Annotated in this window: 10 protein-coding genes; 6 read left to right on the top strand and 4 right to left on the bottom strand. The window is 61.8% G+C overall.

Features of this window, described 5'->3' with window-relative positions:
• Positions 1–7 precede the first annotated feature (7 nt).
• The 3 genes from IAE77_RS16030 to IAE77_RS16020 are packed head-to-tail and all read right to left on the bottom strand — an operon-like array spanning position 8 to position 2,059.
• Positions 8–259: a phosphopantetheine-binding protein gene (locus IAE77_RS16030; RefSeq protein ID WP_294228287.1), complete on the bottom strand. Its 252-nt coding sequence runs from the start codon at positions 257–259 to the stop codon at positions 8–10.
• 35 nt (positions 260–294) lie between these two features.
• Positions 295–1,023 carry a 3-oxoacyl-ACP reductase FabG gene (gene fabG, locus IAE77_RS16025; protein WP_294228285.1) on the bottom strand — a complete coding sequence of 243 codons (729 nt, stop codon included), beginning with the start codon at positions 1,021–1,023 and terminating at the stop codon, positions 295–297.
• Positions 1,024–1,072: 49 nt separating this feature from the next.
• Entirely contained in the window at positions 1,073–2,059 is a 987-nt protein-coding gene (locus IAE77_RS16020; protein ID WP_294228283.1) for a hypothetical protein, read from the bottom strand.
• A gap of 88 nt (positions 2,060–2,147) precedes the next feature.
• On the opposite strand from IAE77_RS16020, the gene IAE77_RS16015 reads away from it, so the two are divergent.
• The 3 genes from IAE77_RS16015 to IAE77_RS16005 are packed head-to-tail and all read left to right on the top strand — an operon-like array spanning position 2,148 to position 5,223.
• Complete coding sequence (locus IAE77_RS16015; RefSeq protein ID WP_294228281.1) at positions 2,148–3,509, top strand: DUF1501 domain-containing protein; 1,362 nt, start codon at positions 2,148–2,150, stop codon at positions 3,507–3,509.
• A gap of 48 nt (positions 3,510–3,557) precedes the next feature.
• Positions 3,558–3,737: a hypothetical protein gene (locus IAE77_RS16010; protein ID WP_294228279.1), complete on the top strand. Its 180-nt coding sequence runs from the start codon at positions 3,558–3,560 to the stop codon at positions 3,735–3,737.
• 46 nt (positions 3,738–3,783) lie between these two features.
• Complete coding sequence (locus IAE77_RS16005; protein WP_294228277.1) at positions 3,784–5,223, top strand: DUF1501 domain-containing protein; 1,440 nt, start codon at positions 3,784–3,786, stop codon at positions 5,221–5,223.
• Positions 5,224–5,328: 105 nt separating this feature from the next.
• Here IAE77_RS16005 and IAE77_RS16000 read toward each other — a convergent pair whose 3' ends face one another.
• Positions 5,329–6,357, bottom strand: coding sequence for a hypothetical protein (locus IAE77_RS16000; protein ID WP_294228275.1), 1,029 nt, complete (start codon positions 6,355–6,357; stop codon positions 5,329–5,331).
• A 76-nt stretch (positions 6,358–6,433) separates the two neighbouring features.
• Here IAE77_RS16000 and IAE77_RS15995 point away from each other — a divergent pair, with 76 nt between their 5' ends.
• The 3 genes from IAE77_RS15995 (at position 6,434) to IAE77_RS15985 (ending at position 12,266) form a co-directional block, all read left to right on the top strand.
• A complete protein-coding gene (locus IAE77_RS15995; protein ID WP_294228273.1) occupies positions 6,434–7,774 on the top strand; it encodes a DUF1501 domain-containing protein in 1,341 nt (446 codons plus the stop codon).
• Between the two features lie 71 nt (positions 7,775–7,845).
• The gene (locus IAE77_RS15990; RefSeq protein WP_294228271.1) at positions 7,846–10,041 is read left to right on the top strand and encodes a DUF1549 domain-containing protein; all 2,196 of its coding nucleotides are present in this window, start codon (positions 7,846–7,848) and stop codon (positions 10,039–10,041) included.
• 74 nt (positions 10,042–10,115) lie between these two features.
• Positions 10,116–12,266: a hypothetical protein gene (locus IAE77_RS15985; RefSeq protein ID WP_294228269.1), complete on the top strand. Its 2,151-nt coding sequence runs from the start codon at positions 10,116–10,118 to the stop codon at positions 12,264–12,266.
• Positions 12,267–12,276 lie beyond the last annotated feature (10 nt).

The raw sequence follows: 12,276 nt of genomic DNA, 5'->3' as shown, positions 1-12,276 counted from the left end.
ATCGGGGTCACGCCGCCTGCTTCTCCAGGGCCTCGGCGATCGTGTTCACACTGTGCAGCACCCGTTTGGCCTGCTCCTGGTCGGCCATCTTGAAGCCGAAATTCTTCTCGATCATCACCACGACCTGCAGCGCGTCCACGGAATCCAGACCGATGCCTGCCGGGCCGAAAAGCGGGGTGTCATCGCCAATTTCATCCTCTTTCATGTCGAGCATCAGTTCACTGATGAGAAGAACCTTGAGGCGCTGGCGTGTGGGCATGCTGGGAATACGTTTTGGACGGGGAAAAGGCGGTATCAGAGGAGGCCGCCGTCGATTTTGAGGGTCGATCCAGTGATATAGCTCGCCTCTGCGCTGGCAAGGAAGAAAACCGCCGCCGCCACCTCGGCAGGTTTCGCAAAACGGCGCATGGGGAGCTGCATTTTCAGCGCCTTCAGATGTTCCGGGGTCCAGTCGGCCGGGAGACCACCCTCGATGTAGCCGGGGCACACCGCGTTCACCGTGATGCCCATGCGGGCTGCTTCTTTGGAGAGACTCTGCGTCAGGCCGATCACGCCCGCTTTGGCCGCCGCGTAGTTTGTTTGGCCAGCGGGCGACGAGATGGCGCTGAGGGAGGAGATATTGATGATGCGCCCCTGCCTTTCCCGCATCATCCCCTGCAGCACGGCCTGGCAGCCGTGGAAAACCGCGTTCAGGTTCGCATCCAGCACGCGAGACCACTGATCCGCGCTCATGTTCGCCAGCAGCGCGTCCTCGTGGAAACCGGCGTTGTTGATCAAAACGCCCAGCGGCGTGCCTTTGCCCGCAATTTCCGCCAAAGCAGTCTTCCAAGCCTCCGGCGAGGTGATTTCCAGCGTGATCAACTCCGCACGGTCCGCAAAACGCGCCGCTAGCTCCTCGGCGCGATCACGTCTCTCACGCACACCGAGAAACACACGGCAGTCCGCCTCCTTGGTGAGGAAATACTCGGCGATGGCGAGGCCTAGCGCGCCATTCGCGCCAGTGATCAGGATGCTGCGGGACATGCAGCCAGTCTTGGAGTTTCACGTTTCAGGTTTCAAGCCCGGAAGGTCATCATTTCAGCGGAGCCTGCCACACCTGCGGTGATCGCACACCCGGTCGCGCTTCGCCGCCGGGGATGACGATCTGGCCCTTCCACAGCACGGCGTTCGTCGTGACGAGTGAGAACGGCACCTCGCCTGCTTTTGACCACGACTGCGTTTTGAGGTCGAAAGCCAGGATGTCACGAGGAAAGCCGGGATGCTTCGATTTGGGCTCGAAGTTCGCGTTCGCACCGTCATCACCGCCGATGACAAGAATTTTGCCATCGACCACCGGAGCAGGATTCGGAGCCGCAACGGCCACACGCGGCATGTCGGGCAGTTTTTCCCAGCCGGTGGCCGGTTTGTAGCGCCATGCGTCGTTCAGCCACTCGCGTTCGGCTTTGCCATCCTTGTCCGCATGCAAAGCCGCACCGCTGAACAAATGCACCGCACCATCCGCTGCGGCCATGCAGGCCAGAATGCGTGGCTTGCCGGGACAAGGTGGCAGTTCCTGCCATGACGCATCGGTCTTCTTCAAATCGAGCGACCAGAACGTCCTCATCGTACTCGTCGCTGTGGGCGTTTCGATGCCGCCGGCGATGTAAATCACATCATCAAGCACACAGCCCGCCATGAAGGCGCAGGGTTTCGGCAGCGGTGCCAGCTCCACCTTGTTGTCGATCCAGAACACGTCGCGGAAGTGCTCCGTCGCATTCCCGCCGCCCACGATGACGAGCCCTTCCGGCGTGGTGATACTCACACCGTAGCCATTCGGCTTTGGAAGGTTCCGACCGCGACGCCATACACCCATGTGCTCGTCAAGAAAGTAAACCGTGTCATACCAGAGCTTCGTGCCACCTTCCCATGGCATTTTGTCGATGAAATGCGTGCCCCCTGCCACGATGAGCGCCCCGCCGCTCACACCAGCGAAGGAACCCGCGAAGCCTCGTTCGTCAGGCAGCGGCGGCAGTGGGGACCATTTCAAATCAGCGGCGGAGACGGCAAGGGTGAGGGACATGAAGAATAGAAGCGTGCGGCGCATGACGGGCACTTAACGCGGTTTTGATGATAGTTCCGGCACATTGGATGCTTATTTTGGCACTCCAATGCTCACCCTCTCCGGCAAATCCCACGGCAAATTCTGCGACGGCGTCTCGCGTCGCGATTTCCTGCGCATTGGCGGCCTCGCCATGGGTGGGTTGTCGCTGCCGCAGCTCTTGAAGGCGGAAGCAGAGGCCAAGGCAGGGCGCAGCTTCAAGTCGGTGATCATGATCTACCTCTGCGGCGCGCCACCGCATCAGGACATGTATGATTTGAAGATGGACGCGCCGCTGGAGATCCGCGGCCCCTACAAGCCCATCAAGACCGCCGTCCCCGGCATTCACATCTCCGAGCACGCACCGCGTCTCGCGAGGATCATGGACAAGCTGGTGCCCATCCGCAGCATGTGGGGCTCACCGAACGGCGCGCATGACAGCTTCATCTGCTACACCGGCAAGCCGCCGCCTCCGAACGGTGGTGCGGCGCCTGTGGGCCGTCTTTCCGATCCGCCGTCGTTCGGCTCCGTCATTTCAAAGCTCAAAGGCCAGGCCGATCCTGCTGTGCCGTCCTTTGTCGGTCTCGCGCCGAAGGCAGGACATCCGCCCTACGGCTCGCCGGGGCACCCGGGTTACTGCGGCAACACGCACGCTGCCTTCCGTCCGAATGGAGCCGGGGTGGAAGACCTTCAGCTCAATGGCATCACGCTGGACCGACTCGAAGATCGTCGCTCGCTGCTGACTGGCTTCGACAAGTTTCGCCGTGAAATCGACGCCAGCGGCCTTGTCGGCAGCATGGATGCTTTCAATCAGCAGGCGCTGAACGTCCTCACCAGCAGCAAGCTGCTCACCGCACTCGATTTGAGCAAGGAGACGACCAAAACACGTGAACGCTACGGCAAGGGCGATCCGAAGAACTACGGCGATGGTGCTCCGCTTAATCTCGAGCACTTCCTGCTCGCACGTCGTCTCGTGGAAGCCGGTGCACGGGTGGTGACGCTGAATTTCGGCCGCTGGGACTTCCACGACAACAATTACCCGCAGCTCCTGCGCCATCTGCCACTCTTCGATCAAGGCATGAGCGCTCTCGTCGAGGATCTCCACGAACGGGGTCTCGACAAAGACGTCGCCGTCGTCGCCTGGGGCGAATTCGGCCGCACACCGATCGTGAACAAGGACGGTGGCCGTGATCACTGGCCGCGTGTCGGCGGTGCGTTGCTCGCCGGCGGTGGATTCCGCACCGGGCAGGTCATCGGTGCCACCGACAAGCTCGGCGGCGAACCCACCGAACGCCCCGTGCACTTCGGCGAGGTCTTTGCCACGCTCTACAAGCACATGGGCATCGACACGGTGAAGACGACGCTCAACGACCTCACCGGTCGTCCGCAATATCTCGTCGATGGCTGGTCACCGATGCCGGAGCTGGTGTGAGCAGAAGACGTGGCTTGCTTTTGACGAATGCAGCGTCTAGGGGCGGACATGTATCCCGTTGCGACGACCATTGCCGAAGGCCTTTTCCTGAAAGAGGGAGATCAGGCTGATCTACGGGTGGAGATCAAGGATGGCGTGATGGTGGTCACCCAGGTGCTGCGCAAAACTTCGCCTGAGTCCCCCGCCAGCGAGTACAAGGCCAAGCTGGGCACCTGGAATCGCAAGTAGGCCGTCGCGGAAAGGCTTGCCGGCGGCAGGGCGTATTCCCACGCGCATGTCCCTGCCGCATCCAGCGCATCCCTATTCCCGCCGTGAAGTGATTCAGGCGGGTGCGGTCGGCTTGCTGGGCCTCGGGATGAATCATCTCAGCGCTCTGCAAGCGATGACGGCAGGCACGCAGCCTGCACGCGCAAAGTCGGTGATCTACATCTTCCTCAGCGGCGGTCTGGCGCAGCATGAGAGCTTCGACATGAAGCCGGACGCGCCGATGGAGTATCGCGGCGACTTCAAGCCCATCCGCACGCAGACGCCCGGCCTGCACATCTGCGAGCATCTGCCAAATCTCGCGCGCATCTCGAAGAAGTGGTCGCTCGTGCGCTCGCTCACGCATGGCAGCAGCGATCACTCGCTGGGGCATCACATCATGCTCACGGGTCGCAGTGACGCGCCGCTGGGCTTCAGCCCGGCGAAGCCGCAAAAGTCCGACTACCCCAGCATGGCCGCGCTGGCCACCGCCCTGCTGCCGAAGCGCCAGGACAACCTGCCGCCCGCCATCGTGATGCCGGACAAGCTCGTGCATCGCGAGGGGCGCACGCTTGCGGGGCAGTTCGGCGGCATGCTCGGCTCGCAGCATGACCCGTGGTTCCTGGAGATGTCTCCGTATCATCCAAAGCACTACGGCGCGTATCCTGGCTACCTGTTTCATCACGAGCGCGGCTTTGAAAAAGACCCCACGCTGAAATTTCAGGCACCGCATCTCTCGCTGCCGCAGGGTTTGACGCTCGATCGTGTGATGGACCGCGTGTCGCTGCGTGATTCACTCGAAAAGCAGACGGAAAACCTCACGCGGCTCGCCGGTGATGAGGCTTTCGATTCCACGCGTCAGGCCGCCATCGGGCTGCTAAGCAACCGCAAGGTGCATGACGCCTTCAGCTTGGAGAAAGTCGATCCGAAGCTGCTCGACCGCTACGGCCGCCACAGCTTCGGCTGGTCGCTGCTCATGGCGAAAAACCTCGTGCAGAGCGGCGTGCGCCTCGTGCAGGTGAACCTCGGCAACAACGAGACCTGGGACACGCATCAGGCCGCGTGGCCGAATTTGAAGAACTTCCTGCTGCCGCCGATGGACCAGGCCGTGAGCGCCTTGATCGAGGATCTCGACGCCAGCGGCCAGCTTGATGAGACGCTCATCGTCATGGCCGGTGAATTTGGCCGCACGCCGAAGATCAAAAGCATCTCAGCCACCGCGCTGCCCGGTCGCGATCACTGGGGCCACGCGCAGAGCATCCTGCTCGCCGGTGGTGGCATCCAAGGCGGCCGCGTCATCGGCGAGACCGACAAGATCGGCGGCTATCCCATCAGCGATGCGCAAACGCCGGAAAACTTCGCCGCCACGATCTACGAAGCCCTCGGCCTGCCACGCGAGACCATCTGGAAGGACTTCGCCCAGCGCCCGCACACGCTTTACATGGGATCGCCGATCAATGGGCTGGTGTGATTTATCGCGAAGCGTCTTGGAGTGCGGCGGCCCTCCGCCGCTTTCGAGCGACTCATGGCCTGCGAGAAGCTCCAGAGGGCTGGAGCACTCCAAGACGCTTCGCGCTCACTCGACTCTCCATTTCCTTTTCAAAGCATCCCATTCGTCATCCGGCGTGCGCTTCAATCCACGCCACTCCGGCAACTGCATGACGACTTGTTCGATCAAATCAGCGCAATGCTCGGCGATGGTGACAAGCGTTCGCCGCATGCCGGCAGCTTCGGCGATTTCGAGCATCTTTGCGTGTTCGAGGCCGCCGCTGACTCGTTTCGCCTCATCGCTGGTTTTGCCGTCGATGAGCGTGACGACGCGCAGCACGTCCTGCGTGTGATTCGACAGCCAGCGGCGGTTTTCGGCGAGCACGGCGGCCAGTAGCGGCTGCAATTCGGGCTTCCAGCCGTCAGCGAAGGTCGCGCCGAGTTTGCCGCGTTTCTCACCGATGCGCATGTAGTGCGGTTGCAACGGCTCAATCGGCGTCGCCGCCATGTCGGCGAAGGTTTTCGGCCAGTCGATGCCCAACTCGCCGCCGATGGCGTGAAACGTGAACTGATCCTGCACGATGCGGTTTCGCGGCGTGTAAACGCCGTCGAGCAAATGCATGCGGATGCCGGGCTGGATCGACTTGATGAGCGAATCGCCGACGATGTGCACCATCCAGCCCAGCGCATAGGCGAGGCCGCGCTCGCTCGTCATGTCATCGCGGATCGCGAGCGAGCAGTAGTCGGCGAGATGGTCCCACGGAACGCGGAGGCCCACATCCGCTTTCGTCCAGCCGAAGACAAGATGCGCCCGGCCGTAGAACAGCTCGTGAATCTGCCGGGGACGATACATCTGCCCGTCATGCACGAGCACCCACGGCCGCACCGCACCACCCGTGATCGGGCTTTTTTCCAGCGGCACCGTGCCGAAGCCCACTTCGCGCCCCGTATCGACACAAACGGCCTCCGGCATCACCTGGATGTCGCAACCGAGGTAGGCACCGCAGAGAAAACTGGCGCGATGTTTCGCGATCAACGACGCCACGGGCAGGCCGCGGCTTTTCACCGCCTTCTCCGCGAGAAGGCCATACATCGTGTGTCCGATCAGTCCGCTCATGTGTTGAACTCAACGACCCGGCAGCAAGAGAGCTGTCAGTGCCCTCGTAGGTTTGCGCCAACCACCTCACCCGGCCATGCTCTCGATCTACTCCAAATCCAGCGGCGGATTCTGCGATGGCGTGTCGCGTCGCAACTTCCTCAAGATCGGCGGCCTCGCGATGGGCGGCATGTCGTTGAATGACGTGCTGCGTGCCGAGTTCGTGCAAAAGACCGGCAAGTCGCACAAGGCGACGATCATGGTCTTCCTGCCAGGTGGTCCGTCGCATCAGGACATGTTTGATCTGAAGCCGGACGCGCCGAGCGAGATTCGTGGCGAGTTCAAACCGATCTCCACGAACGTGCCCGGCATCCAGATCTGCGAGCATCTGCCGCGTCTCGCCAAGATGATGGACAAATGCACCATCATCCGCTCGCTGGCGGACTGCGATCCGGGCCACGACGCCTTCCAGTGCCTCACGGGTCGCAGTGCGAAACGTCAACCACCTGGTGGCTGGCCGTCGATGGGTTCCATCGTGTCGAAACTGCAAGGCAGCGTGAATCCGGCGATGCCGGCCTTCGTCGGTCTCGCACCAAAGATGGGCCACATGCCCTGGGCGCGCACCGGTGAGCCGGGTTACCTCGGCGTCGCGCATGCGCCCTTCCAGCCGAATCGCGGCGGCGGCACGGAGGACATGTCGCTGAACGGCATCACACTCGATCGTCTCGGCGACCGCAAAACGCTGCTGACCAGCTTTGACACACTGCGCCGCGATCTCGACGCCACCGGCCTCATGGGCGGTGTGGATGTCTTCAATGAGCAGGCGTTGAATGTGCTCACGAGCCCGAAACTGCTGCACGCGCTCGATTTGAGCCGCGAGGACCCGCGCAACGTCGAGCGCTATGGCAAAGGCGAGAACCGCAACCGCGACGACGGTGGTCCCCGCCTCACCAGCCACTTCCTCATGGCACGCCGCCTCGTGGAAGCTGGCGCACGCGTCGTGACACTCGCCTTCAGCCGCTGGGATTATCATTCGAACAACTTCGGTCAGCTCCGCGAGGACCTGCCGCTGCTCGATGCCGGTCTCAGCGCCCTCATCACCGACCTGCACGACCGCGGCCTCGACAAAGATGTGTCCGTCGTCGTATGGGGCGAATTCGGTCGCACACCGAAGATCAACGACAAAGGCGGCCGCGATCACTGGCCGCGTGTCGCCTCCGCGCTGCTAGCCTGCGGCGGCATGCGTCATGGCCAGGTCATCGGTGCCACCGACAAGCACGCCGGCGAGCCCACCGACCGCCCCGTCGCCTTCGGCGAGGTCTTTGCCACGCTGTACAAACAAATGGGCATCGACGTCACCAAAGCCACGCTCACCGACCTCACCGGCCGCCCGCAGTATCTGGTGGATGGCAATATGCCGATGCCGGAGCTGGTGTGAGCGTGATCGTTGCGCCTAGTTTGTTTTGAAACGACAAAACTTGCGCCTTTCGCCCGTAGGTTCTCGCCGCCATGAACCTGCCACGCCTCACCTTCCTCGCCGCATTCGCCGCCGCTCCAGCGTTTGCTGCTGATGCGCCGCGTCCGCTGAACTTTGCGAACGACATCGTGCCGATCCTCACGAAGGGCAGTTGCAACAGCGGCGGCTGCCACGGCAAGGCGGGCGGTCAGAACGGCTTCAAGCTCTCACTGCTCGGTTTCGAACCGCAGGAGGATTACGAGCACATCGTGAAGGAAGCGCGTGGACGTCGTGTGTTTCCAGGGGCGCCGGAGCAGAGTTTGCTTTTGACGAAGGCCGTCGCGCAAACGCCCCACGGCGGCGGCAAGAAGCTCGATCCGAACTCCGAGGACTACGCCGACCTCGTGCGCTGGATTCGCGAGGGCATGCCGTATGGCAAGGACACCGATCCGAAGATGGCCCGCATCAGCGTGGAGCCCGCGAAGCTCACCATGCCGCTCAAAGGCGCACAGCAGCTCAAAGTGACTGCGCACTACACCGACGGCTCGACGCGCGATGTGACGAAACGCGCTCTTTATGAGGCAAACGAGAAGGCGATGGCCGAAACGAGCGAAACGGGCCTCGTGAAGCTCTTTGACCTGCCCGGCGATGTCGCGGTGATGGTGCGTTATCAGGGCAAAGTGTCCACGTTCCGCGCCACCGTGCCGCTGGGTGCTCCCGTGGCCACCTTGCCTCCGGTGAGCAATTTCGTGGACGATCTCGTCTTCGCGAAACTGAAGACCATCGGCATCCCGCCTTCGGAAATCGCCGATGACGGCACGTTCATCCGTCGTGTCACGCTCGACATCGCGGGTCGCCTGCCGACTGCGGGCGAGATGAAGGACTTCATGGCCTCGAAGGACGCGAACAAGCGCACCGCGCTCGTGGATCGGCTGCTGGAGAGCCCGGACTACGCGGAGTTCTTCGCGAACAAGTGGTCCGCGCTGCTGCGCAATCAACGCACACAGCCCGTCTATGCCCGCGGCACCTATCTTTTCTGGCAGTGGATTCGCGACAGCATCGCGGACAACAAACCCTACGACCAGTTCGTGCGCGAGGTCATCGCCGCATCGGGCGATCTCGACAACAGTCCGCCCGTCGCCTGGTATCGTCAGGTCAAGGAGCAGAAGCAGCAGATGGAGGACGTCGCGCAGCTCTTCCTCGGCACGCGCATGCAGTGCGCCCAGTGCCATCACCATCCCTTCGAGAAGTGGAGCCAGCAGGACTACTATGGTTTCGCCGCGTTCTTCGCGAATGTGGCCCGCAAACCATCGTCCTTCACCGGCGAGGAGATGATTTATCACAAGCGCGGCATCGCGCAGACGCAGAACATCCGCACGAAGGAGCAAGTCATGCCTACCAGCCTCGGCGGTGCCGCTTTGAAGCTCAAACCGGAGCAGGATCCGCGTCTCTCGCTCGCTGAGTGGATGCGCGCGAAGGACAATCCCTTCTTCGCGCACACGCTGGTGAATCGTTACTGGAAGCACTTCTTCAATCGCGGCCTTGTCGAACCTGAGGACGACATGCGCGAGACCAATCCGCCGGTGAATCCCGAATTGCTCAGTGCGATGGCCGCAGACTTCATCAAGAGCGGCTACGACATGAAGAAGCTCATCCGCAACATCGTCACGAGCACGACTTATCAACTCAGCGCCGTGCCGAACGCGCACAACGCCAAGGACCGCCAGAACTTCAGCCGCTACTACCCAAAACGCCTCAACGCCGAGGTGCTCTACGACGCGGTGAACACGCTGCTCGATGTGGAGAGCAACTTTGCCGGGCAGGCTCCTGGCACACGCGCCGTGGCGTTGCCCGACAACAGTTACAACCAGAGCACCTACTTCCTCAGTGTGTTCGGTCGCCCGGATTCATCCAGCGCCTGCGAGTGCGAACGCACGCAAGAGGCCAGCCTCGCGCAAAGCCTGCATCTGCTCAATGCCGCCGACATCCAGACCCAGCTCGCTCGTGGTAACGGCCGCGCCGACACGCTGACGAAGGACACACGCCCCGATGACGACAAGATCACCGACCTATATCACATCGCCCTCAGTCGTGACCCGAATGCCGACGAAGTGAAGTTCGCCCACGCGCATCTCGAAAAGAAGACCGCCGGCAAAACTGGAGATGAGGCCTTCAAGGGCAAGAAGGAGGCCTATGAAGACATTCTCTGGGCGCTGCTGAACACGAAGGAGTTCTTGTTCAATCATTGATCAGGAAGCGCCGCCTCATGCGGAGCGCGGACGTCCTCGTCCGCCTCCATGAAATGGAAGAACTGAATTGTACCATGAATCGCTGCACGTTTGCACACCCTGGCACTCTTAACGGCGCGACAGCGTCCTGGAGTGCGCTGGTCCTCCAGCGCTTTTCGGGAGCCTCCCGGCCTGCCCAAAGCTCCAGAGGGCTGGAGCACCCCAAGACGCTGCCGCGCCTTGCGATGCTCAGCATGTTGTTCTGCGGGGCCATCGCTTCGAGCGCCTTTTCCCAGGCCACTTTTCCTTCCCCAGTGCTCACCAGCATCTCGCCGCTCGGCGGCAAGGCAGGTGCTACGGTCGAGTTCACGCTTCGTGGCACGGATCTCGATGGTCCTGCGGCTGTTTTGATCGGAGACCGCTCGATCAGCATTTCAACGACGACCAAGGCCAGTGTCGCACTTCCGGCTAATTTGCCCGCAGGGGCGCACGATTTGCGTTTTGTCGGCCGCTACGGTGTCAGCAACCCGCGTGTGTTCGTCGTGACGCCACATGTCGTGGTCGAATCGCCCGGCACGAACGCGAAACCCGACAAAGCGCTCAAGCTCGCGGTCAATTCGGCCATCAGCGGTGCTTTCAAGGCCACCACTCCGCATTGGTTCACGTTCGAGGCGAAAAAGGGCCAGTCACTCACAGCGACTTTTCTCGGCTTGAAGGCCGACACGCGTGCGGAAGTGCTTGGCGCGATCAGCGACGGCAAAGGGCGCGAACTGGCGCGCTTGAAGCGCGGCAGGATGAACTTCACGCCGCCTGCTGACGGCACGTATCGCATGGAAGTGCATGAGCTCATGCATCGCGCAGGCGACGACTACGGCTTCTTCGGCGCATTGGAGGAGGCTAAAGCAGAAGAACCACGGATCATGCCCAGCGTGATGAGGCAGGAACTCAAGATTGGCGATGTTCGCCGCGGTTTTTTTGTTCCATCAGCCGCCTGGACTTACGATATGCCCTTCAAAGCTGGAGACAGGTTTGTCGTCGAAGTTTTCTCGCATCAACTCGGCCACGACACCGATCCGCATCTCGTGATCGAAAACCTCAAACCCGACGGCACGATCACCGCACAGGCTGAAGTGGCCGACGCACCAGCCATTTCGCCCGCGCCGAGTGTTGCGAGCGCGATTCCGAACCGCGATCCCTCCTACGCGTATGAGGCGAAGGTTGATGGCACCTTTCGCATCACGCTCAACGATGCCTTTGCGACCACGCAGCCGTTTGAACTGCGCGTTTCGAGCGGTGCGCCGAAGACTCCAGAACTCATCGCGATGAACGCCACGCTGCCGAAAGCCGCCAATGCCAAAACGGGCGAGGTCGGCAGCGCGAATGTCTGCCGCGGCGGCATCCTGGCGCTCGAAGTGGCCGTGCTGAATCGCAACGCGCTGAGCGAAGCAATCGAACTCAAGGCCGACAAACTGCCCGCCGGTCTCATCAGCCTCGGTGGCTTCATCGGCAAAGGCCAGTCACTCGGCTACATGGCCTTCCAGGCCACTCCCGATGCTCCAGCGGGCGCTGCACTCGTCACGAGCCTCGCCAAGTCGGCCTATGTGAGCTTCGACATCAAGGACGCCACACGTGACAACCTGCTCTCACGTCGCACAGGGCCGCCAGCCATCGGCGTGAGCACCTTGAGCACGCCTGCGCTCATTCAGACCGAGAAGAACGACATCCTCGAAGTCCCCGCCGACGGAAAGCTCGAAATCCCTCTCAAAGTCACACGCCACGCCGAGTTTCCCGATGCGATCAAGCTGAAGGCCCTCGGCTTGATCGACGCCGCGAAGGCTCCCGAGGCCGACATCCCGGCGAAAGCCGCAACAGGCAAGTTCACGCTCGATGTGAAGACACTGAAGCTCGCTCCGGGCGAATACGGCTTCATCCTGCAAGGTCCGGCGAAGATGAAAGTGCGTCGAAATCTCGAAGAACTGGGCACCGCCGAAGCTGATGTGAAAAAAGCCGTCGAATCCCAAGCCGCCGCCAAAAAGCAGCTCGATGCCGCCAACGCCGACACGACGCCGAAGAAGGCCGAACTCGTCAAAACAGCCACCGATGCGGTCAAAGCCGCCGACAAGGCCAAAACGGATGCAGACAAGGCCGTCAAAGACCTCACCGCCAAAACCGCGGCCAAAGAGGCGACGTTCATCGTCTATTCGAACCCGATCCGCGTTCGCGTGACCGCAGTGGCGAAGAAGTAGTCAGGGCATG

It is taken from the genome of Prosthecobacter sp. (genome assembly GCF_014879935.1).
Taxonomy (GTDB): domain Bacteria; phylum Verrucomicrobiota; class Verrucomicrobiia; order Verrucomicrobiales; family Verrucomicrobiaceae; genus Prosthecobacter.
The sequence above is the reverse complement of the archived record's forward strand: the minus strand, read 5'-3'. Positions and strand labels throughout refer to the sequence as shown.